Origin of the sequence: Microbacterium sp. NPDC076911, from assembly GCF_040687125.1 — a bacterium.
GTDB lineage: Bacteria > Actinomycetota > Actinomycetes > Actinomycetales > Microbacteriaceae > Microbacterium.
This window is the reverse complement of sequence record NZ_JBFBMP010000004.1, coordinates 316410-341187: the sequence shown is the minus strand read 5'-3', so window position 1 is coordinate 341187 and position 24778 is coordinate 316410. Positions and strand designations below refer to the sequence as shown.

Below are 24778 nucleotides of genomic sequence, written 5' to 3'. Positions count from 1 at the left end.
GCTTTCGCGCGCCTTCGCCGCGCGCACCAATCGATCAGTCTTCAAAGGAGACACATTATGCGTACTTTCATTTCGCGTGCCCTGCTGGGCACGCTGGTCGCCGGCGGCATCACGCTGTTCGGCGCCACGGTCGCACAGGCGGCCGAGACATCAGGAGAGGACGGCGTCGCCTCGGGCTCGCAAGCCCTCATCGACGTCACCCTCCCGGTGACCGTAGGCGGCAACGCCGCGTCGGTCGTCGGCGACTCCACCTCGCAGCACACCGCAGAGGCCACGAACGAGTCGGCTTCGGAACCGGCCAGCGCGCCGGCACCCCAGCCGAACGTCACTGTCACCGACGGACTCGACGGAGTGCTCTCGGGCACACAAGCCATCGTGAGCGTCAGCGTTCCCGTCATCGTCGAAAACAACGCCGTATCGCTCGTCGGAGACAGCTCATCCGAGTCGGCGCCCGCTGACGGCTCGGCTGACGAGGCGCCGACTGACGGCGCTTCGAGTGCCGAGGAATCTGGTGAGGCGAACGAAGCGGAGTCCGCTCCGGCGAGCGAAGCTCACACCTCGGGCGAGGATGGCGTGCTCTCGGGCACGCAGGCCATCGTCTCGGTCGACGCCCCGATCTCAGTCTCGGGCAACGCCATATCGGTCATCGGTGACAGCCAGTCCACCGGCGCCTCAAGTACGGGATCGGATGCCGCAGTCAGCGACTCAGGTTCCGAGACTGTCGCCACCACCAACGGTGAGGACTCCATCGCCGGCGGCACGCAAGTCCTCGCCCCGGTCACCGTCCCGGTGAGCGTCACGGGCAACGCCATCTCCGTCGTCGGCGACAGCTCATCCACCGGCGGCACGTCGGGTTCGGGATCGGCTGCTGCTGCCGGCGTCGCAGGTTCTGAGGTTGACGGCTGGACCAACGGTGAGGACTCCATCCTCGGCGGCACGCATGTCGTCGCCCCGATCACCGCACCGATCAGCGTGGTCGGCAACGCTATCTCGGTCATCGGAGACAGCCAGTCCTCAGGCGCCACAGGCGCCCCTGTGACGGGCGGGTCTACCGCCGGAACGACGAGCGGTGCAGGAAGCATCCTCGGCGGTCTCCAGGTGATCGCACCGATCACGCTGCCCGTCACGATCGGCGGCAACGCCGTTTCGATCATCGGCGACTCCATGGTGACGCCTGGCGGCTCAGACGGTACGGACGGAACCAACGGAACTGACGGAACCAACGGAACCAACGGAACCAACGGCGCGACCGGAACCGACACCGTGACCACGGTGACTGGTGCGGTGGCGGCATCCGCCGCCACTCCGCTCGCCGTAACCGGAGGGACGGGGGTGCTTCCCGCGCTGCTGACGAGTCTGCTGCTCTTAATGCTCGGCGTGGCAGCACTCGTGTCACGGCGCCGCTCCGCGTGAGCTCTGCGGGAGGGCCACCCAAGCCACCGCCCTCCCGCACAACTTCACAGTTTCCCGTAGGTGGGTCAGGTCGTGCCTGGACTGGTCCACCTACGGGATTTGTCGAGCGCTGAGGCGAGCACACACGTTAACGACAGATGCCGCAGACCCGTAGGGCTGCGGCATCTGGTTCGATCCGAGGATCGAGGGGTCACTGCTACTTGGCAGCGACCACCTGAAGAGTGATCACAGCGGTGAGGTCGTCGCGAAGACGGACCGTCGCCTCGTGCTCGCCGACGACCTTGATCGCCGACGAGATCTGGATCTTGCGCTTGTCGAGGTCACCGAGACCGGCAGCCTTGACTGCGTCGGCGACGTGCCCGGTCTTCACAGAACCGAACAGGCGACCTTCGTTGCCGGCCTTGACCGACAGCTTGACCTTGTTGGACTCAAGGGCATCCTTGAGTGCGACGGCTTCTTCGTGGTCGTGAATCGCACGGGCTTCACGGCCGGCGCGAATCGACGCAACCTGCTTTTCGCCACCGCGGGTCCAGGCCACTGCGAAGCCCTGGGGGATGAGGTAGTTACGGGCGAACCCGTTCTTGACCTCGACTACGTCACCGGCGCTACCAAGCCCGGTGACCTCATTCGTGAGAATCAGCTTTGCCATCGGGTGCTCCTTAGCGGCCAGCGCCGGCGTAAGGCAGGAGCGCCATTTCGCGCGCGTTCTTGATCGCCTTGGCGATCAGACGCTGCTCCTGCACCGAGACACCGGTGATACGACGAGCGCGGATCTTGCCACGCTCTGAGACGAACTTGCGGAGGGTGGCGACATCTTTGTAGTCGATGAGGCCAACGCGGGTCGGCTTTGCCGGGGCTGCGTTCTTCGCGCCCTTCCGCGGCTTGCGGCGGTCGCCGCTTGACTTTCCAGCCATGTTTTTTCCTTACTGAGAAATTGAAATCTGTGTCAAAACGGGGTGTCGTCGCCGTAGGCGCCGGGAGCACTCCATGCATCCGCACCACTGGTGCCGCTGTTGGCGTTGCCGCCAGCGTTTGCGGAACCAGGCGTCGACCACGGCTCGTCAGCAACCTGAGCCTGTCGGCCCTGACCGCCGCCGCCACCAGCTGCGCGTGTGACCTGAGCGGTCGCGTAACGCAAGGAGGGGCCGATGTCGTCGACTTCGAGTTCGATTGCCGTGCGCTTCTCGCCTTCGCGCGTCTCGTAGCTACGCTGCTTCAGGCGACCGGTCGCGATGACACGGGAACCCTTCGTCAGCGAGCCCGCGACGTGCTCCGCAAACTCGCGCCATACGCTCGCGCGGAGGAACAGCGCTTCGCCGTCCTTCCACTCGTTCGCCTGACGGTCGAAGTTGCGCGGCGTCGATGCGATCGTGAAGTTCGCAACGGGGAGTCCGTTCTGCGTATAACGCAGTTCGGGATCAGCCGTGAGGTTTCCCACGACGGTGATGATCGTCTCGCCGGCCATCAGCGTTACGCGTCCTGCTTGACGGCCTTGGCGGGGCGAGCAGCCTTGCGGGCTGCCTTCTCGTCGGCGCGCTGCTTCTCTGACGCGATCATTGCGATAGCTTCCTCGGCGCGGAGCACCTTGGTACGCATGACCTGCTCGTTGAGGCCCAACTGACGATCGAGTTCGTTCGTCACGTCGCTGGTAGCGGTGAAGTTGACGACGGCGTAAATGCCCTCGTTCTTCTTCTGGATCTCGTATGCCAACCGGCGGCGACCCCAGATGTCAACGTTCTCAATTGAGCCGCCACCATTGGTGATGACCTTGAGGAACTTGTCGAGGTTTGGAGCGACCTGTCGCTCGTCAATCTCGGGGTTCAAAATAACCATGAGCTCGTACTGGTGCGTCACTAACCCACCTCCTTCGGACTAGAACGGCTTCCGGGCATTTCCCGAAAGCAGGAGGGTGTGTTGCACGTGTCGGGGCTTCCACACGCAGGGGTGCAGCCAGACAACCCTCCAATACTACCGGATGCTCTGCCAGCGAGCGAATCGCTCTGTTCACGCGCCTGCGAGATGCTCCTCAACCCATGCACGATCGGCGTCAGGCTTGGGCGGCGCAAGCGGGTAGGCCGCTGGTGTCTTCGACAGGGTCATCGGGTTGCGAACCGTCGTTACCCCCGCGCCCGATGCAACCGCAGGCTCCAAGCCCAGATCGCGCGCCCAGTCGAATGCTTCGCCCACACTCAGAATGGGTGCGCACGGCACGCCAGCCTCGCTCAGTAGCGCGGACCACTCCGCCGCCGAACGCGACGCCAGCGCCTCAATCACCACGGGGCGGAGTTCTTCGCGATGGACGCTGCGGTCCGCGGCGCGTGCGAAGTGCGGGTGGGTGGCGGCATCCATCGCCTGAATCACACCGCACAGCGCGATGAACTGTCGATCGTTGCCAATCGCCAGCACCAGGGTGCCGTCTGCGGTGGGGAATGGGCCGTACGGAAAAATGCTCGGGTGGTCGTTGCCAAGCCGCACAGGCATCACCCCGGCGAGCGCGAAGGCTCCCGACTGATTGGCCATGGCCGAAAGCGCCGACGAAATCAGGTTCACCTCGACGCGTTGCCCCTCGCCGGTGGCATCGCGGTGGCGCAACGCGGCGAGTGCACCGAGCCCGGCATGCAATCCGGTGACGACATCAATAATCGCGACGCCCGATTTCGTGGGTTCTGCGTCTGGCGCGCCCGTCACGCTCATCAGCCCCGACAGTGCCTGCGCAAGCACGTCATAGCCCGGCAGCTCTGAACCAGCGCCGAACCCGGTGATAGATACATAGACGAGCGACGGGTTCTGATACCTCACTGCCTCGTAGTCGAGACGGAATCGATCGAGACCACCCGGCTTGAAGTTCTCAAACATCACGTCGGCACGGGCAGTGATGCGTTGCGCGGTGGCGAGGTCATCCGGGTTATCAAGGTCGAGAGTGATCGCTCGCTTGCCTCGGTTGACCGAGAGATAGTAGGTCGACTCACCCTGGTGTTGCGGCGGGGTCCAGTGGCGCGTTTCGTCGCCCGCAGGTCCCTCGATCTTGATAACGGTCGCGCCGAGATCTGCGAGCAACATCGTGCAGTACGGTCCGGCCAACACACGGGTGAAATCTGCAACCACCAGCCCAGCGAGTGGGCCATGAGCAGCATCTGTCATGAAAACGCGCCAATTCCGGTCAAGTGCTGACCCAAAATCAGAGTGTGCACCTCGTCGGTGCCCTCATAGGTGCGCACTGACTCGAGGTTGGCCGCGTGGCGGATGGGGGAGTGCTCAAGCAAGACCCCGTCGCCGCCCAGGATGGTGCGAGCCTCGCGCGCAATCTCGATGGCTTCGCGCACGTTATTGAGCTTGCCGAGTGAAATCTGCGTGGGCGTGAGGGTTCCAGCATCTTTCGCACGACCGATGTGCAGCGCAAGCAGAGCACCCTTCTGTAGTTCAACCACCATGTTCACGAGCTTCTGCTGGGTGAGTTGGAACGACGCGATTGGTACACCGAATTGCTCGCGTGCCAGTGAGCGACGAAGTGCTGCCTCATAGCTGTCGCGCGCAGCGCCCAGCGCACCCCAAACGATTCCGTAGCGCGCCTCGTTGAGTGCTGAGAACGGCCCGCGCAGTCCTTTGGCTTCTGGCAGCAGGGTGGATGCTGACAGTCGCACCTCATCGAAGTGCAACTCGGTCTGGATCGACGCACGCATCGATCCTTTTGGTTCGAGCACGGTGACGTGAAACCCGGGGGCATTGGTCGGCACGATGAAGCCGCGCACACCATCGTCGGTCTGCGCCCACACCACCGCAAGCTGCGCAATCGACGCGAGGCCGATCCAGCGCTTAGATCCGTTGAGAATCCAGTCGTCACCGTCACGCCTGGCAAAGGTCTTCATGCTCGACGGGTCTGAGCCTGCACTCGGTTCAGTGAGACCGAAACTGCCGATCACCTCGCCCGCCGCCATTCGCGGCAGCCATTCGCTCTTCTGCTCTTCGCTTCCCCACCGATGGATGGACCCCATCGCCAGCGATCCCTGCACCGACACGAAAGTGCGAAGCCCCGAGTCGCCTGCTTCGAGTTCTAGCGCGGCCAGCCCATATTCAACAGCGGAGCGCCCGGGGCAGCCGTAGCCATCGAGATGCATGCCCAGCACACCGAGCTTGCCGAACTCGAGGGCAACCTCTGCCGGAAAATACGCCCGGTCAAACCAGTCAGCGATGTTTGGGCGTATCTCGGCATCGACGAACGCTCGCACTCGGTCGCGCGTAGCACGCTCGTGGTCACTGAGTAGCGCATCAAGTCCAAGCACATCAGAGGCGTCGCGCAGCGCTTCGAGGTTGTCGGGATCTCGCGGGGTCACCGTCGGCATACGCTCCTCCTTGAGTTCGACGCGCGGTGCAACGCGCTCACCTTGATCTTGCCTCACCGCGTCGCTCGCTGCTGCGTGAGGCTGCAAATCAGCACCTTCCAGACTGAATCACGAACGACGGGGGCGCCCACCGGTAGCGTGAAGCCATGCAACGGACGGCCGATACCTCCGCAGGCGGCTGGCGCGCCACTACGCAGTGGGCCACGATCGCGTGATGAGCGCTGCCGCACCGCCGCACTATCCGTTCCACACGGCGCCGTTGACTGAGCCCGTCGACGGCAACGCCGCCCGCGCGTTTGAGAAGCACCTGAGGGCAAGCGATCGACTGCCCAAGAAATCCAGTCAAACAGTGCTGCTGGTTGTGGTGGGCGTGGTGTTTACCTTCGTGCTGTTTCCCATGTTCGGTGGAGCCCTCATTGCGGTGATCGGGTCTACCGACCCGCTCGCAGCGCTTCTCGGATTGCTCGCTCTGCTGGTGCCGATTTTGTTCATTGGCGTCGCCGCGGCGGTTGTCGTGGTGATCTTCGTGCGCCGCGGGCCCGCGGGAGCCGCGCGCATGTACCGGCTCGACCATTTCGCTCGCGCGAACGCGATGACGTATGAGCCGTACCTTGCGAATCCCGGGCTGCCAGGCATGATCTTCAACCAGGGTTCCTCGCGAGCATCGAGAGACCTCGTTCGAGGCGTTCAACCTCGCTTCGTTGAGTTCGCGAACTATCGCTATATGACTGGATCGGGCAAGAACCGCACCACCCATCAGTGGGGCTACGTCGCCGTCAAACTCGACGTGCCGTTGCCGCACATCGTGCTCGATGCGCTCGGAAACAACGCGCTGTTCGGTTCAAACCTGCCGACATCTTTCGCCAAGGATCAGCGGCTGAGCCTCGAGGGTGACTTCGACCGGTACTTCTCGCTCTACTGCCCGGGTGGCTACGAACGCGACGCGCTCTATCTCTTCACCCCCGACATCATGGCCCGCTTCATCGACAACGCCGCGGCTCTCGACGTTGAGATCGTTGACGATTGGCTGTTTCTTTACGCGAAGCGCGACTTCTCCACCCTCGATGCAGCAACCTGGGCATGGCTGTTCTCGGTGGTCGGCGCCCTGCTCGACAAACTCGCGCAGTGGGCGCGCTGGCGTGACGATCGATTGAGAACGGATGCTGCTGCCGGTGCCGCCGCACTGCCTACCGGCGCCGCGCCTGATGCCGCGAGCACGAGCACCGGCGCCGCCCATGACGCCGTGCCATTCGCCCCACCGCTTGACCCGCTTCGTCCGCCCCCGGGGGTCGCAGCGCCCGGCAAGCGGCTAGCGCGTCGCGGTCGGTGGATCGCCTTCGTTATTGCGGGCGTATTTGTGCTGCTCTGGTTCGTGCAAATGATCGCGGGCGGATTCTTTCTGCTGCAATAGGCCCGCATTCACCACGAAGCGATCAGGCTTCGGCTGGCGCCTCAACCGGCGCATCGAAGTGCACGCGGCGCAGCGGCATGGCATTGGGAGACTCGCGGCGCACCCAAGCGGCGAGCTCTTCTCGCACCATGCAACGCAGATCCCACAGCGCCCCCGAGTCGCGCGCGCTCACGACAATGCGCACTTGCAGAACCCCACCGACCGCGTCAGTGACCTGCACACCCTGCGACATGCCGTCCCACAGGTCGGTCTCGCCGAGCAGGCGCTCTAGCTCTACCCGCATGTCATCAACCGAGACCCGCCAATCAAGATCGAAGTAGACGGTGCCGAGCAGCTCCTTGCCGTTTTTCGTCCAGTTCTCGAATGGAGTCGTCGTGAAGTAGGTGCAGGGCAACACAAGGGTGCGCTGGTCCCACAGTTCGAGCACGACATAGCTGAGGGTGATCTCTTTGATTCGACCGAACTCACCCTGAACCACGACTACGTCGCCGACACGAATCGCCTCGTTGAACGCGAGTTGCACGCCAGCGAAGAGGTTGCTCAGCACGGACTGTGCGGCAAGACCTGCGACGACCGATGCGATTCCGGCCGAAGCCAGCACACTGGCGCCGATTGCACGCACCGAGTCGAACGTCATCAGGATTGCACCCAGCGCGATCGTGATGATCACAACGATGACAAGACGGCGAATGATCTGCAACTGCGTACGGATTTTTTGCGCGGTAGTGGTGTCGCTGTCTTCAAGTCGGTAGCGGCGAGAGCCCGAATCGACGAAGAACAAGAAGATCTGGGCCAGCAACCACGCGCCTGAGATGATGATCGCGATGACGATGGCATGCACAATCGCTGCATCCCATGCCTCGTCGATAGGCAGAGCTACCGTCGACACCGCCAGGGCGAGCAGGAATAGCGTTGTGCGAAACGGCCAGCGAACTCGGGCGCTGAACTCCGCGGGCCAGGCCTTGCGTCGTCCGATCAGAGCGAGGGTGATGGATGTCGCCACCGAGATCGCGATAACGAACCCCATCAGGATCGCCAGCAGGATCGCCCAATCCATCCATGTCGATGCTTCTGCAGCGTCGTCTATCAAGTCGATGTCCACCGGCTCCTCCCTCGTGCCAGATCACCACGCTAGGCAATCCCCCCGGGGGGAGCGCAAACTCTCGCGGTGATGCGGAGCAAACCCAAAGGTGCGGTGTCGGCGCCAGTTTAGGCCGGAGCGAGGCCGAAATGCCGCAGCTCGGCCTCATTCAGCATCCGTGATCTCACAATGAAGCGTTTGCCTGTCGGGCCCTCGACACTAAAACCTGCGCCTCGTCCTGGCACAACGTCAATCGTCAGATGGGTGTACTTCCAGTACTCGAACTGCGCCTCAGAAATGAAGACATCGATCGGATCGTCAACGCCGACATCGAGAGCGTCGAGGTGCACGTCGCTCGGACCGGTAATGAACATACCGACGGGATAGCACATGGGTGCGGAACCGTCGCAGCATCCCCCCGACTGGTGAAACATGAGCGGCCCGTGCTGGATGGTGAGTTCACGAAGAAGAGATGCTGCCGCATCGCTCACTTCGACTCGATGGTGCGTGGTCATCTCAAGCTCCAAGTTGGATGGCGGTGTTGAGTGAAGGGATAGGTGGCATGACTGCGTCGCTCGGACGGAGCCATGCCACCGGCGGCCGGTTTAGAAGAAGCCCATCGCACCCTCGGAGTACGACACCAGCAGGTTCTTCGTCTGCTGGTAGTGGTCGAGCATCTTCAGGTGGTTCTCGCGGCCGATTCCTGACTGCTTGTAGCCGCCGAACGCCGCGTGCGCGGGGTACTGGTGATAGGTGTTCGTCCATACGCGTCCGGCTTCGATCTGACGACCCGCGCGATAGGCGGTGTCACCCGAGCGACTCCACACCCCGGCGCCCAGTCCGTAGAGCGTGTCGTTGGCGGTCGCGATGCCATCGTCGAAGCTGTCGAAGCTCGTGACCGAGACGACGGGCCCGAAGATCTCTTCTTGGAAGATGCGCATGCTGTTCTGGCCTTCGAACACTGTCGGTGCGAAGTAGTACCCCTCGCTGAGGTCACCGCCGAGGTCGACTCGCTCACCACCGGCGAGCAGCTTGGCTCCTTCTTGTTTGCCGATGTCGATGTAGCTCATAATCTTCTCGAGCTGATCGTTCGAGGCCTGCGCACCGATCATCGTGGCAGGGTCGAGCGGGTTTCCTTGAATGATCTTCGAGACACGGTCAAGGCCGTCGCCCAAGAACTGGTCGTACATTGACTTCTGAATCAGTGCTCGCGAGGGGCACGTGCACACTTCACCTTGATTGAGCGCGAAGAGCGCGAACCCTTCGAGGGCCTTGTCGTAGTAGTCATCACCGGTATCGCGAGCGACGTCGTCGAAGAAGACGTTGGCACTCTTTCCCCCCAGCTCGAGGGTGACCGGAATCAGATTCTGCGACGCGTACTGCATGATGAGGCGACCCGTCGTGGTTTCGCCCGTGAAAGCGATCTTGCGAATGCGCTTGTGCTGCGCAAGGGGCGCACCCGCTTCGATGCCGAAACCGTTGACGATGTTGACGACGCCGGCCGGAAGCAAATCACCAATGATGTCGAACAAGAAGAGGATGGATGCTGGCGTCTGTTCGGCAGGCTTCAGCACGACGCAATTGCCTGCGGCGAGCGCCGGGGCGAGCTTCCACGTGGCCATCAGAATCGGGAAGTTCCAGGGAATGATCTGCCCCACCACACCCAAGGGCTCGTTGAAGTGGTACGCAACGGTGTCTTCATCGATCTGACTCAGTGACCCCTCCTGCGCACGCAGCACACCCGCGAAATAGCGGAAGTGGTCAACAACGAGCGGGATATCTGCGGCAAGAGTCTCTCGAACGGGCTTGCCGTTGTCCCAGGTTTCTGCGACCGCGATGGCTTCTAGGTTGGCTTCGATGCGGTCGGCGATCTTGTTGAGAATGTTGGCGCGGTCGGCTGCGGTCGTGCGCTTCCATGACTCAAAAGCCTTCCAGGCGACATCGACCGCCCGGTCGATGTCTTCCACGGTGCCGCGGCCGACTTCGGTGAACGGCTTTCCGTTGACGGGTGAAAGGTTCTCGAAGTACTCCCCCTTGATCGGCTCAACAAACTCGCCACCAATGTAGTGGCCGTAGCGGGGGCGGTAGTCGGCGACTGCTCCGCGAGTATTGGGAGCGGCGTAGATGCTCGAAACGCCTTCTTCGACGATGGTCATAGCTGGTCTCCTTCGACGGGTGCGCGACCTCAGTGTCGCGTGGCGTCGACGTTAGGTGACGCAACGTTGCATCGAGTTGCACACAGCGTTGCGGCCCGCGACTAATTCGATGCGAGTCGCTCGATGCGCGTGACGAGCCCCGCGCGGCGGGGTGAGCGAGGCGGAAGCATCGTGAGGCACAGCTGCAGCAGGTCGATGTCGCCGGATCCGCTTTCGGTGTCGGCGAACGCCAGCAGCACGTCGATGGATGCTTCGCTCATGAGTGCTTCACGCAGGGCACTCTGCACACTGTCGCGAAACTCCTCTACTCCTGGTGCCGTCGAGTGGGGCAACACTTCGCCGCGGTATGCGGCGAGCGCGACCCGATGTGCACCTCGATCAAGCAGCGACACCACCTGATGGGCGTCGGTCTCTAACTCCAGCCCCAGCCGGTAGGGGCGGGACTGCGGCACGAGGGCAGGTGCTGAGCGTTCCAGCACCTTGCGCATCCGCACCATTTCAGCGCGAAGCGTCGACCCCGCATCACCCTCGCCATAGACGAGCTCGCTCAGTCGTTCGGCCGAAAGTCCCTGACGGTGCACGGCCAGCATCAACAGCAGCTCCGCGTGACGCGCCCCAAGCTCGAACACCGTCTCGGTGCCTTCAGTCGCCGTGCCTCCGCTCGACACCTCCAACATGGCACGGTCGCGCCCCAGCACCCGCAAGGTTGCTCGGACCGCGGGAGGACGTCGTGAACTCTTTCTCGCCGGCATGTCTACAGAACGCTGTCTAAGACGAGCGACGAGCAACTCCCCCTCAATCGCGCGAGCCGTCGCATCCACCAGCAGCTGCGCCTGCGGGGCGGCAGCCTCGGTGCCTCCGGTGACATCGATTACACCCAACAGTCGCCGGGTCTCAGGGTCATGCACGGGTGCGGCGGTGCACGACCATGGCTGCACGAGGCGGTTGTAGTGCTCGGCTCCGTGAATCTGCACCGATCGATCAAGCGCCAGTGACGTACCCGGTGCTGAGGTGCCGACGGCTGCTTCTGACCAATTGGCACCGGCAACGAAGCCCATCTCACCAGTCAGCGCTCGAATATGACGATCTCCCTCTACCCACAGCAGTCGACCCGCCGCGTCGCCGACGGCGACCACCACCCCAGATTCGGCGGGGTCACCTGGCAGAAGCAGTGCTCGCACCATCTCCATCACATCAGCGAGCGGGTGCGCGCGGCGGTATGCCTCGATCTCCTCGGCGCGCACGTCAAGCGGAGGAAGAGCTTCGGCGCCGACCAGGCTCTCGAGCGAACGACGCCACGAGTCCCGCACCATCGGCCGAACATCCAGCAGCCGCTGATCCCCGGCGTTGCCAGCAACTAGTTCTTCGTGTGCGCGCTCGATGAGCAGGCGTGAGGTCTCAGGTGATACCTCACGACGGGATGACCACGGCGTTGACATCGGACTCCGGTCGACGTTGAGGAGCGTGCATCAATTGTATGGCGCACCTGCCTGAACCGGACGGAGTCACTCGATCTCAACCTAGTTGACGGACAACCGAAACCGAGACACTCGTGTTTCCTGCCTCACCTCTCACGGTGAGCGTGAACAGCTGCTCTTCCGCATAGCACTCGTACGACAGCCCGGTGTAGCCGGACGAGTTCAACGAAACCTCATCGAACGGCTGAGCTGAAGCGTTGTTGGTGCCTTCGGCGATCCATGCTTTGTCGGCGTCAGCTGTCGACCACGTGAACGTCAGCGGCACGGTGCTGGAGCGGTCATCGGAGCAAATCGCGATCTCGGGTGAAACCGTGAAGGAGTTGATCACGGCCTTTGCCGCGTCAGGCTCGGCAGGCTCGGCAGACGCACTTGGGCCTTCGTCGGGATCCTCATCAGCTGAAGTCGCGGTGGGCTGCGGCGCCACGCTTGCGGTAGCCGTCGGCGTGGCCTCGAACGTTTCCGACGGGGTGGCGCTGGGGGTTGCGTCAGCAACAGGTTCACTCGGACCGGGTAGGAACGCCCATATCCCAAGGACCAACCCTACGACGATGAGAACGCCGCCACCGATAAACAGCACCAGTCGCCGGCGCTGAGGTGAAGCAACTGCTTCTTCAGAATCATCGGGGACGACTTCGGCATCAGCATCGAGCTCACCTGAGGGATTGTCGTCGGTCATCGTCATCCTTGTCGTGCGTAAAGCTCTCTCACCGCATAGGTGAGCCTAGAGCAGAAAGGGGGCCGCCGAGGCGACCCCCTTTCTGTTGTGTGCTAGATCTGGCGCGCGGCGCGTGCTCGTGCGAGCAACGCAATTCCGGCACCGAGCAGCAGGATCGACATCGCTCCGAACAGGAGGCGAGACGTGTCACCGCCACCGGTCACTGCGAGGTCTCCGGTGTCACCGCTGGATGCGGTGGCCGGTGTCTCGGTGGCAACGGGAGTCGCCGAGGCCGTCGCAGACGCCGTAGGTGTCGGCTCGACAACTGCGGTGGCGACGGTGAGGTCGTCCCAACCGAGCAGCATGCCCTGATTATCGACAACGGCGATCTTGTGGTCACCGAGCGGAGCGTCCGCGGGGATCATGACCTCGAACTCACCGCCGACTAGCTCGAACTCACCAAGCGCGGTCGGATCTGAGAACATCAGCACCGAAACCACACCGTCGCTTGCCTCACCCATCGTGACCGGGATGGTCTCGCCCGGCTCTGCGGAGTCGGGAATGCTGACCATTCCACGCGTTTCGTCGGTGAGGTCTCCCTCGATGACCGATCCAGGAGGCGTCACGCTTTCGCCCTCGGCCGCTGCCCAGAAGATCGCCCGTGCGACGTCGCTGAACGCGCCGACCGGGTGATTGCGGAAGGTCGCCGAGGTGCCGAGCACGAAGGCACGGCTTCCGGACTCGCCGATTGCCGAGAAGGCTGCGGGCTGAGCAGCTGCATCGGCTTGCGCACGACCCTGTGTCGCTGCCGACCAGTGACCCGAGATGAACGGGTCTTCTGCTGCGTATGTCTGCTCAACAGTCGTGTTCTCACCGAGTTCGGTGTACCAAACGAACGGGTAGCCGAAGGCGGTGTCTTGCGGGTAATCGCCCAATACGCCGTCCGCGACGGTGTCCACCGTGGCGATTCCGTTCGATCCGCTCGCGCCGCTAACCGACGAGACCGATGCGATGCCGAAGGCGTTGACGAATGTCGCACCAGCCGACTCGAGACCGACGACGGGCTTGCCAGCAGCGATAAACGCCTCGACCGCAGCAATACCCTCTGCCTGCGAAGAGCTGTTGAAGTTCAGGTTCGATCCAACAAACAGCAGATCGATCTCGGTCAGGTCGACCTCGCCCGAAGTGATCGTGCCCGTGGTCACGGGAACAATGTCATCGAAGCCGAGCTTGGTCAGCGCGTCGCGGTCGTCAGTGTTGTTCGCGTAGCCGATGCGCACCGTGCTCAGGGCTGTGCTCTCGCCGTCACGCAGCTCGCGTCCGTCAGTGGCGGTGAAGTCGACACCGAAGACGTCTGCGACCGTAGCAGCAGCCGCGTAGCTAGCCTCGTCGTTGCCAAGAACCACGGTGCCATCAGGAATCTGAGACAGCGCGATTCCCTCTTCAAGCATCTCGTTGATCGCGACGTAGTCGGCAACACCGCGCGGTTCGAATGCGAGGTATGTACCGGTAGCGGGCACCGATCCGGTGAGTTCTGCGTCGGTGACAGCTTCAAGAGCCGTCGTCGGCGCAGCATCCGTCGTCGTTCCCAGTACGTCTACGTCCGCACCCCAGAGCAACGCCAAGCTCCACGCGGAGATGTCGTACATGCGACCGATGCGGTCGGTGATGTCGGTACCTTCGTCGAGCAACACGTTGGCGAGACCACGCAGCGGCTGGTGCATGTCGACGTAGTACGAACCGGCCGGATAGGTGACGCCGTCGAAGGTGAACTCTTCGGTGGTCTTCGACACGTTGATGTTGTTCACCAGCAACTGCTGAACCAGCGTTTGCGCGTCGGAGTCCGAGCGCTGTGAGTCGCCCATGGGGATTACGTATGCACGCGGGAAGTCGGCGGTGTAGACGTCAGTCTCATCCCAGATCTCGACCCACTCCGTCGGTACGCCTTCGGCGAGGTCGTCCGCGGTGATATCAGCGGGGATCTCGACGCTTGCCTCGCCGTCGGCGCCGCGACGGAAGATCTCGATCTGGTTGTCGAGAAGAACCTCGTGGTGCTCATCGACATAGTCGATGACCGTGTCGATGACGATCTCAGCAACTTCGATGTTGATCGCAGCGCGTTCGGCGTTCACAGGGTTGGATGACGGGTTCAAGCGGCCCAGCGGCAGTTCGACGGTGTTGGTGATCGCACCCTGGAACGCAACGTACTGAGGCGCGAAGATCGGCGGCCAGTCGTCCCAGCCTTCGCGGGTGTCGCGGTAGGGGATCTTGATCTTGCCGGTGTTCTCAGTCGTCACTCGGCCGTTTTCGTCGAGGTAGGTGTTGCCCTCGATGTCGGCCTCGACGACCGCCTGCTCGATAGAGAGTGCGGTCGAGTATGCGTGCGGGAGGAAGAGGTCGTACTCGTAGCTCTCGCCGTGGGGCGGTCCGCACGGTTCGATCTGAAGCACGCTCGTGTAGCCGTGAATGTCGATGAAGTACGTCGGCTGAATGATGCTCGCCAAGTCGCGCACGATGGCAGATTCCGCGGTCGCGCCGGTGACGAAGTCACGGTTGGCGTCGTAGCCGGTGGCCGTTGCGCGCTGTCCGAGAGCGCGGCCGTCGGGGTTGTTCGTCACTGTGAAGTAGAGGCGGTTCTCGGAGACGAGCTCGGCGACCTCGGGGTCGTCGCTGAGGGCAAGTTCTGCGATGTAGTTCAGCGTCGCATCGGTGCCCTCCCACTCGTTGCCGTGAATGTTTCCGTTGAACCAGATGGGGGTCTTGTAGCCCGACTGCAGGGCGTCGTCGGCGACCGCGGTCTCAGCGTCGTATTTGATCGTGTCACGCCACTCCAACTGCTGTGCAGTTTCGGCGGCTGTCTCTGGGCTCGTGACGGTGACCATGTACACGTCACGATCCTGAGCGGACTTGCCAACCACCTGCGCCGAAACGCGATCACTGGTTGCCATCAGCTGGTTGAGGAATGGAGCGATCTCGTCGTAAGGAATCGTTCCACGGTCGATGGATGCATCTGTCTCGAGGTCAGGAAAGACATCAAGCGTGGGTTGCACGGGGTAGCTGGTCGGCATGTCGATATATGGCGACAGCGGTCGAACGATCTCGAGTTCAGGGGTCTCGATGTCGGCGACCGCGACAGGCGCAACGATGAGGCCGGTGACGACCACCGCCGCGCAACTGACGCTCGCTATTAGACGTTTCACGAATTTTCTCCAGGAATGAGCAATCAAGCGGCACGACGGTGGAGCGCGATTCGTGCCGCGGTGAAAACACTCGCCAAAGATCGGACGAATGTCAGGGGTGTTGCCAAATGTAGAGAGCCTATGTTTCAGCTTTGTGTCAGCTGTGAGAAGCCCACCACTCGCGCAGTCGTCGTTCCGCCTCAACCTCGCCGAGCACACCCTCGTCGAGGCGCAACTCAAGCAGGAATCGATACGCTTCGCCCACTTCGCGACCCGGAGCTATGCCCAGAACCTCTTGGATGCGATTGCCATCGAGGTCGGGACGCATTGAGGCGAGCTCTTCTTCTTCAGCAAGCTCTGCAATGCGCCGCTCGATGTCGTCGTATGCACGCGCCAGGCGTGACGCCTTGCGCTTGTTGCGAGTAGTGACGTCAGCTCGCGTGAGAATATGCAGCCGTTCCAATTCGGGTCCGGCATCGCGCACATATCGCCGCACAGCTGAGTCGCTCCAGGCACCCTCCGCGTATCCGAAGAAGCGCAGATGCAGCTCGATCAGCTTCGACACCGCGTCAATCGTCGACGCGTCAAAGCGCAATGCCTTCATTCGCTTCTGTGCCATCCGTGCGCCGCGAATGTCGTGGTGATGAAAGGTCACACCGCCACCGGGCTCGAGTTTGCGGGTCGACGGTTTTCCGATGTCGTGCAACAAGGCGGCGATTCGCAGCGGGATGTCGGGGGGCGAATCGGGGTGTCGGGTACGGTCCAGCTCGATCGCCTGTTGCAAGACGGTCAGCGAGTGCTCGTAGACGTCTTTGTGATGATGATGCTCATCGACCTCAAGTCGCAGCGACGGCACCTCGGGCAAGAACTCATTCATCAGACCGGTGTCGACGAGAAGCCTGATGCCTCGCACCGGATCATCGGCGTGCATGAGCTTCACGAGTTCGCTCTGAATGCGTTCGGGGCTCACTATATTGAGGGTCTCGCGCAGCTCGCCCATGGCCTGGAGCGTCTCACGCGCGACCGCGAACTCCAGCTGCGAGGCAAACCGTGCTGCACGGAGCATCCGCAACGGGTCATCGCCGAAACTCACACTCGCATCTGTGGGGGTGCGAAGTCGTTCACCGAGCAGGTCTTCCACCCCGCCCGTGGGGTCGATCAATGTCTGCGCGGGAACGCGCAACGCCATCGCGTTGACTGTGAAATCGCGGCGTACGAGATCACCGTCGAGGTTGTCACCGAACTCAACAGTGGGCTTTCTCGTGACCCCGTCATAGCTGTCGGCACGGTAAGTGGTGATCTCGACCTGTTCACCTAGCACTTTGGCGCCGATCGTGCCGAATGCACGACCGATGTCCCACTGCGTCGTGCTCACCGGGGTGACGATGCGCAGAATGTCGTCGGGGCGCGCATTCGTGGTGAAGTCGAGGTCGTTCGTCGCCCGACCCAGCAACGCATCACGCACCGGACCGCCGACAATAGCGAGCTCGAAACCGGCGGCATCGAATGCACGCGCGAGTGTCGAAACGACGGGAGAATCAGCGAGCGCGCCGAGGCGCGCCACGCCCTCGGCCATATTGAGCATGTCTCAAGCCTACCTAGCCACTACGGCGAGTTCAGATCCAAGAAGCCCATAGTCGCCAACTCTCGCACTCGCGGGAGAAGGTCGGCGCGCAATGCAGCAGCATCCACGTCAAGCAACTGTGCGATGGCGTCGATGAGCACTCCGGCTGGTAGGTCGCCGTCGCAGGCACCCACGAGTGCCGCAAGACCAGAGTCGACGTTGACCGAACGCCCGAATCCCCCACCCTGGCGCAGTTCGATCACGGTCGGGTCTTCTTCACCGGGCATGTGATGACGTGCCTCCGTGACATCGGGGGCAACCACAAAGAACGATTCGGCGAGCCCCTCGGTATCAAGCGCACTCAGTCGGTCATGGGTTTCAAGCGCTTTGGCGAGATGAGCACCCAGACTGTCTCCGCTCAGTGATTGGTGCAACTTCTCGTATCGGGTGAGCGTGGGAGATCCCGACGATGGCCGACGCAACAGCAGATAGCCGAAGCCGACCGCGCTCACCTTGCGACTGGCGAAGTCATCGAGCCACGCGTCGATCAGAGCGGCGAAGCGCGCGGTGCCGGGCAGCGTGCCGCCATCACGAATCCACAACTCTGCGTACGCCAGCGGCTCAACGCTCTCACGCTCAACTATCCACGCATCAAGCGGGACCGCAGATGATTGCACCCATTCGCGAACTCGATCGAGTCCGTCAATGCCATCGCGTGTCTCCCAGTTGCCGAGAAGTTGGGCCACTCCGCCCGGCGCCAGATGCTCGCCAACTCCCGCCACGAAGGCTGCTACGAGATCATCACCGACCATGCCACCGTCACGATACTCATAGGCTGGCACTTCGGCCGAGCGTGGTGTGATGACGAACGGCGGGTTCGATACGACCCGGTCAAAAGTCTCCCCAACGACGGGCTCGAACAGGCTGCCCGATCGCGTTTCGATCGAATCGATGCCGTTGATCAGCGCATTGAGGCGAGTGAACCACAGGGCCCGCTCAGAAATGTCAGTGGCGATGATGTTGTCAACATTTCGTCGTGCACGAAGCGCTTGGATTCCACACCCCGCGCCTACGTCGAGCCCGCGCACTGCCGGTGTCGGCAACTGCAACGCCGTAAGAGTCAGTGATGCTCGCCCGACGCCCAGCACATGCTCTTCGGGCAAGGGTCCGCCCAATGCGGCCTCATTGAGGTCGCTTGCAATCCACCATTCACCCGCACCCATCGCATCCGCATACGACTGTGGGCGCAAAGCCGCGACAGGAGTCACCGCTGCCTCGTGTTGCGTTGCGAGCCCAAGGGCGACCAAACCATCCGCTCCAACGCTAGGAAGGGCTCTTGACAGGGATGCTGCGGGTTGCGCACGCCCCAGCACAAAGAGCCGTGCCAACACAGCGAGGTCATCGTCGCGATCACCGAGCGCACGCTCAGCGGGGCCGCGCAACCCGCGAGAGATTGCGTCGCCGGCGGGGGCTCCCCAGGCTTCTTTCAACGCCAAGGCCGTGAACGAAGCTGCGCTCAGGTCGGCGGCAAGAGCCTGGCAGAGCAGTGGGTCAGGATCGTGAAGCATCCGTCTATTCAATCGCGTCGCCGGTGCGGTTGGGGTGCCTCAAAGCTTCATCACCGTAGAATCGCAGTCGATCGTGCGGTTCGGATATCGCACAGGAGCAAACCTCACCGCATGACTGTCACCACGTCTGGAAAGCCCGCACGTCGCCGCACTCTCAGTGCACGCATGGCCGCGGGCTTCGTAGCGATGCTCATGGGTGCGTCGCTCGCGATCGCCACGCCCGCCGTCGCGGCAACGCCGGAGCCGACACCGACGCCCATGCCTACCCCCGAGATTCCGCCGGGAACCACGGCATTCACGCTTTCGCCGGTGGGTTCCGGAATCGTCTACCCGGGAGACAGCCTCACGGTTTCGGTGACACTACAAAATGCCACGCGAGTACCGACCGAGCCCGTTGAAGTAACTCTTGAACTCGGCAATGAGCCGATCGTCGACCGCCGAGCTCTGACATCGTGGCTCGATGGATCCGGCACAAACCTCGAAACATCGCCGGTAGCCACCACGACGCTGGAAAGCGTGGACGCGCAGAGTGAATACTCCCAGGGAATGCTCGTCCACGCGGATGATCCGTCGATGCTCGATCTCGCGAGCGGCGTCTACCCACTAGTGGCGACGTACGAAGACGAAGAAGAAGAAGAAGTTCTCTCTACTAGCGTGATGATCATCCCTGACGACTCCGACGCAGCAGAGACCGCTGTCGGCGTGATCGTGCCCATCACCGCGCCCTCCCTCACCCAGGGACTGCTCACCTCGAACGAGCTCACAGCGCTGACGTCGGCCAATGGGTCGCTGTCCAACCAGCTGAAAGCTGTTGAAGGCACGCCGGCCATCCTGGCCATCGACCCGGCAATTGTCGCCGCGATCCGCGTGCTTGGCACCGCGGCGCCAGACTCTGCTGTCGAGTGGCTGAACAATCTGATGACGCTACCAAACTCACGCTTTGCGTTGCAGTTCGGCGACGCAGACGTTGCCGTGCAGCTCGAGGCTGGCCTCTCTGAACCTCTGCAGCCGAAGGCGCTGACGGCATACATGTCGGAGCAGGATTTTTCAGGCCAAAGTGAAGAATCACCCGTTGAAACACCGGGCCCAACGCCCTCTCCCGACACCGACACCGATGCCGATACCGACACCGAAGCTGACGGATCGTGGCCTGATCTCTCCAGCCTGCTCGACATCGGCGGGGCAAGTGCTGGTATTTATTGGCCCGCGGCAAAATCCCTCGACAACGGCATCCTTGAGACCCTCGGTGGGGTCATGATCGATGATCTGGCGTCGGTGACGCTGTTGGGCTCACAAGAAACCGCGGCCGGCGCCGCAGGAGCGACGGTCGGCGCGCGCGTCGGCATCGACGATGCCGACGCGCTTGCCTACGACACCGAAATCTCGGCGGCGCTGCACGCGGCATCGTTGCAAGACAACTCAGCACTGCGCAGTGCTGACCTGACGGCGGCCACCGCGCAGTTGATGCTCGCCGGTGCCAACTCTGGCGGGGCGGCATTGCTTGTCACTGTCGACCGCGATTTCGATCGCTCCAGCGTCGCATTGCGCACCGCCATCCTCGCTGCTGCCGAGGCACCGGGCTTCGCTGCGACCGACCTCAGCACACTGCTCGCCGCGAGCGAACGTCGGATGCAGTTGGTCGAAGCTGAAGAGGTGCCGGAGCGCGTAGCGGAGGCCAAGAGGCTGCTCGACGACGAGACCGCGCTGGACAGATTCGCAACGATTCTTGATGATTCCACGTTGCTCACCGGGCCCGAGCGCGCCGAAGTGCTGCAACTGTTGGCTGTCTCGTGGATGACGAATCAAGGCTGGAGCAGGGAGATTGACGCTCACCGCGAGCAGACCGATGCGACCTTAGACTCCGTCGCCCTGTTACCAAGTAGCACCATCAACTTGCTCGGCTCTGGCGCCGGCCTCGGATTCTGGGTGCGCAATGACCTGCCGTATCCAGTGAATGTTGTGCTCTACACCTCGCCCGACGATCTGCGCCTTGACGTGCAAAGAGCCACTCCAGTCGTTGCGACCGCATTGAGCAATACCCGTGTCGAGGTTCCCGTGCAGGCGCGCGTGGCAAACGGTGAAGTGACGCTCACACTTCAGCTGCGCAGCCGCGCCAGCGTCGCCATCGGCGATGCCGAGTACGTGCAAGTCAATGTGCGTGCCGAATGGGAAGCATTCGGCATCGGCGCCCTCGCCGTTGTGGTCGGCGGGTTGCTGATCGTTGGTGTCATTCGCACAGTGCGACGCACCAGGGCGCGGGGTCACGAAGTCACCCCTCCTGAGGCACCACCGAGCGCGTTGGCATCGGATGAGCGTTCCGATCGCAAGGTCGAGGAGTGACCGGGATTGGGCGCGCAAGCGTCCTAATAGGTGCGGGAACTGTCGTCTCACGACTAACGGGTTTCGTTCGCTCTGCGGTGCTGGTTGCTGCCGTCGGTTCGGTCTCAGAGGCAGCAGATGCGTTCGGGGTAGCGAACCAGCTACCCAACAACATCTATGCCATCGTGGCGACGGGCCTGGTCGCCGCGGTGATCGTGCCGCAGATCGTTCGCGCCTCACGCGATGCCGATGGCGGTCAGAGTTTCATTTCGAAGCTCATGACGCTCGGAGCCGTTGCGCTACTGGCCGTCACCGTCATCGCGACCGCGGCTGCTCCGCTCCTCGTGCAGATCTACGCTCCGGGGTTTGCGCCCGACCAGCTCGCCCTGGCGACTGCCTTCGCGTACTGGTGCCTGCCTCAGATCTTGTTCTATGGCATGTATGCACTGCTCGGTGAGACGCTCAACGCTCGCAGGGTGTTCGGGCCCTATACCTGGGCTCCAATCATCAACAACGTTGTGTCTATTGCGGGTTTCGTAGCGTTCATCGTGATGTTCGGCGGCGATCAGACCACCGTCGCTGCGTGGACGCCGCAGATGATCGCTCTGCTCGCTGGTACCGCAACCTTCGGTGTCGTTGCGCAGTCGGTAGTTCTCGTGATGTTCTGGCGTCGCGCCGGGCTTCGCGTGCGCCCCGACTTCCACTGGCGCGGCATCGGACTGCGCCATTTGGGACGCCTGGCGGGGTGGACCTTTCTGATGGTCATCGTGGGTCAACTGGCTGGTCTCATGCAGTCGCGTGTGTTGTCGTTGGCGTCGGGAGTCGGTCCATCCAACTTCGCCTCGGGTAACGCCTGGTTGCTGTTTATGCTCCCGTATTCGATCATCGTGCTCTCGATCGGTACCCCGTACTTCACCCAGCTCAGCGAGCATGCCAAGGCCGGTCGCGACGACGCGGTTCGCGCTGACATTCCACGCAGCATCCGAACCCTAGGGCTTTTCATCGTGATTGCGACCGCCGCGCTGGCTGTCGCCTCGGTTCCCGCCTCGCGCATTCTGACCAATAGTCGCGATGACGCCGTAGATGCGGGTTCACTGCTCAACGCGTTTCTCATCAGTCTCATTCCACTCGCCGTGCTGTTCGTTATCCAGCGCACTTTCTATGCCTACGACGACACCCGCACCCCTTTCGTTTTCACGGTGATCCAAGCGTCTCTCGTTGTCGTCGCCGCACTCGTTGCGCGGCAACTCGCGATCGATGAGGTAATTCCCCTCTCCTTGCTTGCGGCAGCGGTTGCTTTGGGCCAGTCATGTGCCACGGTGATTCAGGTGATCATCGCCACGTGGTTGTTGCGCCGACGCCTCGGTGACATAGGAATTCGATCATGGATGCTGGCACTTGTTCGTTTCGCGCTCGCAGCTGTGCCTGCGGCGATTGTTGCCTGGCTCGTGTACCAGTGGAGCGGCGGGGTCGATGGATGGATGGTTTCTAGCCAGCTGATGGGCGCCGTGGGTTCAGCGGTGTTGTGCATGGTCGCGTTTGTCGTCTACGTCCCCGCGCTCGCGATACTGCGCGCTCCTGAACTCGGCCCGGCCTTGACGATGCTCAAGCGATTCTTGCCCAACCGTTGATCTGCCGTTCGTGAAGTTGAGGCTTCATATAGGGGTCACCACTCTGTGCGAGTGGCTAGCTCTCAGCGCGTGGGAATGAGCCGCGGCTACCATGTGTTGTGGCAAGTGGCGCGAGTGTAGCGTCGTGCCAAAGACTTCTGAAAGGGTCTCCCGTGCGTAATGTCATCATCATTGGATCCGGTCCTGCCGGGTACACCGCCGCGATCTATGCCGCCCGAGCAAACCTCGAGCCGCTGGTGGTTGCAAGCTCTGTAGAGGCAGGTGGAGATCTCATGACTACCACCGACGTAGAGAACTTCCCTGGTTTCCCCGAGGGCATTCAGGGGCCTGAGCTCATGGGAAAAATGCAGGAGCAGGCCGAGCGATTCGGTGCCGAGGTGCTCTTCGATGACGTCGTAACGCTCGACGTCGATGGACCAGTCAAAAAGGTCATACTGGGTAGCGGCAAGGAGTACGAGGCAGACGCCATCGTTTACGCGACCGGCTCAGCGCACCGCAAGCTCGGCGTTGAAGGCGAAGAGCGCCTTTCTGGGCGCGGTGTTTCCTACTGTGCCACCTGCGATGGGTTCTTCTTCCGCGACCGTGAGATCGCCGTCATTGGTGGCGGTGACTCAGCCATTGAAGAGGCAACGTTCCTCACGAAGTTCGCGTCGAAGGTCTATCTGGTGCACCGTCGCGACGAGTTGCGAGCCTCAAAGATCATGCAACAGCGTGCGTTCGACAACGAGAAGATTGAGTTCGTGTGGAACAGCCAGGTCGCCGACGTCGTGGGTGAAGACGCTGTCACTGCTCTCGTGCTCGAATCAACCGTCGATGGCTCACGCCGAGAGTTGCCGGTTGAGGGCGTTTTCGTCGCCATCGGAAATGACCCTCGCACCCACCTAGTGCACGGAAAGCTAGACCTCACCGATGCAGGCACCGTGTGGGTGGACGGCCGCTCGTCGCGCACCTCCGTCGCAGGTGTGTTTGCAGCTGGCGACGTCATCGACCCGACGTACCGACAGGCCGTCACCGCCGCCGGAAGCGGCACGGTGGCTGCTCTCGACGTTGAGCACTTCCTCGCAGGAAAGAACGAGGCAGGTTCGCCCGAAGCGGATGCATCACAGATCGACAACCTCGCTGGCGCAAAAGCCTAAATCTGACAGCAGGAACAATCCGCGACGCGCGAGCGTTCCTTTCAAACAAGCGTCTTACAAAAGGAGACAGAATTCATGACCGCACAGGCAACCACCTCAGCTACGTGGGAACAAGACGTCCTTCAGGCCGAAGGGCCCGTACTCGTTGATTTCTGGGCCGTCTGGTGCGGTCCTTGCCGCATGGTCGCTCCCGTACTCGACGAGATTCAGAGCGAGCACCCCGACAAGATCACGGTGCTCAAACTGAACGTCGATGAGAACCCAGACCTTGCCATGAAGTACCAGATCACGTCGATCCCGGCGATGAAGGTCTTCAACAAGGGTGAGGTAGAAAAGACCATCATCGGAGCAAAGCCCAAGTTCGCTCTCGAGCAGGATCTCGCCGCCTACATCGGCTGATCTCTTGCGCCTGAAAGACCCCAGCATTCGTTTGTGAGCAAGCGCGTGCCGGGGTCTTTCAGTTTTCCCCGTTCATCTCGCTTACGAGATGTCTGCACGCACCGTCGCGTCCCACGGCCGATGAGTGTTGGCATCGCCCAGCAGACGCCACACCGCCTCTGTCAACGGGGGGTAGTCAATCGCGATCTGGCGCAGTACGCGGTAGTGACGAGCAGCATTGGGTTTGGCTCCCCCGTTCTCTGCGATGTTGTCGGCTCGCAGAATGAAGACGACGAGTTCGTCGACACTGGGGAGATCCTCCATGAAGTCCCACGGGTCTTGCCCACCGCGCAGGCGCTCCGAGACCAGCACCGAAAGCTCGTCGGCTGCTTCCGCACGGAGCAGTTCCAAACTGGCTCGACGTCTAGGCGTATCTTGGTCGTTTCCCACTCATCAAGCGTACGCTCAG

Annotated in this window: 21 protein-coding genes; 6 read left to right on the top strand and 15 right to left on the bottom strand. The window is 62.3% G+C overall.

From position 1 onward, the window contains the following. Nucleotides 1–57: 57 nt before the first annotated feature. Nucleotides 58–1413, top strand: coding sequence for a chaplin family protein (locus tag AB0O81_RS08470; RefSeq protein WP_363583197.1), 1356 nt, complete (start codon nt 58–60; stop codon nt 1411–1413). Between the two features lie 196 nt (nt 1414–1609). On the opposite strand, the gene rplI is transcribed toward AB0O81_RS08470, so the two are convergent. The 6 genes from rplI to AB0O81_RS08440 all read right to left on the bottom strand — a co-directional run bounded on the left by rplI (nt 1610) and on the right by AB0O81_RS08440 (nt 5753). Continuing rightward, nucleotides 1610–2062: a 50S ribosomal protein L9 gene (gene rplI, locus AB0O81_RS08465; protein WP_363583195.1), complete on the bottom strand. Its 453-nt coding sequence runs from the start codon at nt 2060–2062 to the stop codon at nt 1610–1612. Nucleotides 2063–2072: 10 nt separating this feature from the next. Further along, complete coding sequence (gene rpsR, locus AB0O81_RS08460; protein WP_337336662.1) at nt 2073–2327, bottom strand: 30S ribosomal protein S18; 255 nt, start codon at nt 2325–2327, stop codon at nt 2073–2075. A 32-nt stretch (nt 2328–2359) separates the two neighbouring features. Beyond that, nucleotides 2360–2878, bottom strand: coding sequence for a single-stranded DNA-binding protein (locus AB0O81_RS08455; RefSeq protein WP_363583193.1), 519 nt, complete (start codon nt 2876–2878; stop codon nt 2360–2362). A gap of 5 nt (nt 2879–2883) precedes the next feature. Next, entirely contained in the window at nt 2884–3267 is a 384-nt protein-coding gene (gene rpsF, locus AB0O81_RS08450; RefSeq protein WP_363583191.1) for a 30S ribosomal protein S6, read from the bottom strand. 150 nt (nt 3268–3417) lie between these two features. Further along, nucleotides 3418–4554, bottom strand: coding sequence for a CoA transferase (locus tag AB0O81_RS08445; protein WP_363583189.1), 1137 nt, complete (start codon nt 4552–4554; stop codon nt 3418–3420). After that, entirely contained in the window at nt 4551–5753 is a 1203-nt protein-coding gene (locus AB0O81_RS08440) for an acyl-CoA dehydrogenase family protein (RefSeq protein ID WP_363583187.1), read from the bottom strand. The genes AB0O81_RS08445 and AB0O81_RS08440 overlap by 4 nt, the downstream gene beginning before the upstream one ends. A 214-nt stretch (nt 5754–5967) precedes the next feature. Between AB0O81_RS08440 and AB0O81_RS08435 the strand changes: the two genes are divergently transcribed. Further along, a complete protein-coding gene (locus tag AB0O81_RS08435; RefSeq protein ID WP_363583185.1) occupies nt 5968–7164 on the top strand; it encodes a hypothetical protein in 1197 nt (398 codons plus the stop codon). Nucleotides 7165–7186: 22 nt separating this feature from the next. Here AB0O81_RS08435 and AB0O81_RS08430 read toward each other — a convergent pair whose 3' ends face one another. The 8 genes from AB0O81_RS08430 to AB0O81_RS08395 form a co-directional block, all read right to left on the bottom strand. After that, nucleotides 7187–8266, bottom strand: coding sequence for a mechanosensitive ion channel domain-containing protein (locus tag AB0O81_RS08430; RefSeq protein ID WP_363583183.1), 1080 nt, complete (start codon nt 8264–8266; stop codon nt 7187–7189). Between the two features lie 107 nt (nt 8267–8373). Further along, a complete protein-coding gene (locus AB0O81_RS08425; RefSeq protein WP_363583181.1) occupies nt 8374–8760 on the bottom strand; it encodes a DUF779 domain-containing protein in 387 nt (128 codons plus the stop codon). A gap of 90 nt (nt 8761–8850) precedes the next feature. Continuing rightward, the gene (locus AB0O81_RS08420) at nt 8851–10401 is read right to left on the bottom strand and encodes an aldehyde dehydrogenase family protein (protein ID WP_363583179.1); all 1551 of its coding nucleotides are present in this window, start codon (nt 10399–10401) and stop codon (nt 8851–8853) included. 101 nt (nt 10402–10502) lie between these two features. Then, nucleotides 10503–11840 (bottom strand): transcriptional regulator, encoded by a 1338-nt coding sequence (locus tag AB0O81_RS08415; protein WP_363583177.1) that lies wholly within the window; start codon nt 11838–11840, stop codon nt 10503–10505. Between the two features lie 76 nt (nt 11841–11916). After that, complete coding sequence (locus AB0O81_RS08410; protein WP_363583175.1) at nt 11917–12555, bottom strand: hypothetical protein; 639 nt, start codon at nt 12553–12555, stop codon at nt 11917–11919. 92 nt (nt 12556–12647) lie between these two features. After that, the gene (locus AB0O81_RS08405; RefSeq protein WP_363583173.1) at nt 12648–15734 is read right to left on the bottom strand and encodes a M14 family zinc carboxypeptidase; all 3087 of its coding nucleotides are present in this window, start codon (nt 15732–15734) and stop codon (nt 12648–12650) included. Nucleotides 15735–15870: 136 nt separating this feature from the next. Next, on the bottom strand, nt 15871–17298 hold the full coding sequence (locus tag AB0O81_RS08400) for a CCA tRNA nucleotidyltransferase (RefSeq protein ID WP_363583171.1): 1428 nt from the start codon (nt 17296–17298) through the stop codon (nt 15871–15873). A 20-nt stretch (nt 17299–17318) separates the two neighbouring features. Next, nucleotides 17319–18845 (bottom strand): methyltransferase, encoded by a 1527-nt coding sequence (locus tag AB0O81_RS08395; RefSeq protein ID WP_363583169.1) that lies wholly within the window; start codon nt 18843–18845, stop codon nt 17319–17321. A gap of 111 nt (nt 18846–18956) precedes the next feature. Here AB0O81_RS08395 and AB0O81_RS08390 point away from each other — a divergent pair, with 111 nt between their 5' ends. The 4 genes from AB0O81_RS08390 (at nt 18957) to trxA (ending at nt 24330) form a co-directional block, all read left to right on the top strand. Continuing rightward, nucleotides 18957–21185 (top strand): DUF6049 family protein, encoded by a 2229-nt coding sequence (locus tag AB0O81_RS08390; RefSeq protein WP_363583167.1) that lies wholly within the window; start codon nt 18957–18959, stop codon nt 21183–21185. Then, nucleotides 21182–22795 (top strand): murein biosynthesis integral membrane protein MurJ, encoded by a 1614-nt coding sequence (gene murJ, locus AB0O81_RS08385; protein WP_363583165.1) that lies wholly within the window; start codon nt 21182–21184, stop codon nt 22793–22795. The genes AB0O81_RS08390 and murJ overlap by 4 nt, the downstream gene beginning before the upstream one ends. 152 nt (nt 22796–22947) lie before the next feature. Beyond that, the gene (gene trxB, locus AB0O81_RS08380; protein WP_363583163.1) at nt 22948–23931 is read left to right on the top strand and encodes a thioredoxin-disulfide reductase; all 984 of its coding nucleotides are present in this window, start codon (nt 22948–22950) and stop codon (nt 23929–23931) included. 75 nt (nt 23932–24006) lie between these two features. Continuing rightward, the gene (gene trxA, locus AB0O81_RS08375; RefSeq protein WP_363583161.1) at nt 24007–24330 is read left to right on the top strand and encodes a thioredoxin; all 324 of its coding nucleotides are present in this window, start codon (nt 24007–24009) and stop codon (nt 24328–24330) included. Between the two features lie 81 nt (nt 24331–24411). Here trxA and AB0O81_RS08370 read toward each other — a convergent pair whose 3' ends face one another. Next, nucleotides 24412–24759: a tryptophan synthase subunit alpha gene (locus AB0O81_RS08370; RefSeq protein ID WP_363583159.1), complete on the bottom strand. Its 348-nt coding sequence runs from the start codon at nt 24757–24759 to the stop codon at nt 24412–24414. Nucleotides 24760–24778 lie beyond the last annotated feature (19 nt).

Coding starts and splice junctions, on each gene's coding strand:
- AB0O81_RS08470 (WP_363583197.1), top strand. CDS start 58: ATGCGTACTTTCATTTCGCGTGCCCTGCTGGGCACGCTGGTCGCCGGC.
- rplI (WP_363583195.1), bottom strand. CDS start 2,062: ATGGCAAAGCTGATTCTCACGAATGAGGTCACCGGGCTTGGTAGCGCC.
- rpsR (WP_337336662.1), bottom strand. CDS start 2,327: ATGGCTGGAAAGTCAAGCGGCGACCGCCGCAAGCCGCGGAAGGGCGCG.
- AB0O81_RS08455 (WP_363583193.1), bottom strand. CDS start 2,878: ATGGCCGGCGAGACGATCATCACCGTCGTGGGAAACCTCACGGCTGAT.
- AB0O81_RS08445 (WP_363583189.1), bottom strand. CDS start 4,554: ATGACAGATGCTGCTCATGGCCCACTCGCTGGGCTGGTGGTTGCAGAT.
- AB0O81_RS08440 (WP_363583187.1), bottom strand. CDS start 5,753: ATGCCGACGGTGACCCCGCGAGATCCCGACAACCTCGAAGCGCTGCGC.
- AB0O81_RS08435 (WP_363583185.1), top strand. CDS start 5,968: ATGAGCGCTGCCGCACCGCCGCACTATCCGTTCCACACGGCGCCGTTG.
- AB0O81_RS08425 (WP_363583181.1), bottom strand. CDS start 8,760: ATGACCACGCACCATCGAGTCGAAGTGAGCGATGCGGCAGCATCTCTT.
- AB0O81_RS08420 (WP_363583179.1), bottom strand. CDS start 10,401: ATGACCATCGTCGAAGAAGGCGTTTCGAGCATCTACGCCGCTCCCAAT.
- AB0O81_RS08415 (WP_363583177.1), bottom strand. CDS start 11,840: ATGTCAACGCCGTGGTCATCCCGTCGTGAGGTATCACCTGAGACCTCA.
- AB0O81_RS08410 (WP_363583175.1), bottom strand. CDS start 12,555: ATGACCGACGACAATCCCTCAGGTGAGCTCGATGCTGATGCCGAAGTC.
- AB0O81_RS08400 (WP_363583171.1), bottom strand. CDS start 17,298: ATGCTCAATATGGCCGAGGGCGTGGCGCGCCTCGGCGCGCTCGCTGAT.
- AB0O81_RS08395 (WP_363583169.1), bottom strand. CDS start 18,845: ATGCTTCACGATCCTGACCCACTGCTCTGCCAGGCTCTTGCCGCCGAC.
- AB0O81_RS08390 (WP_363583167.1), top strand. CDS start 18,957: ATGACTGTCACCACGTCTGGAAAGCCCGCACGTCGCCGCACTCTCAGT.
- trxA (WP_363583161.1), top strand. CDS start 24,007: ATGACCGCACAGGCAACCACCTCAGCTACGTGGGAACAAGACGTCCTT.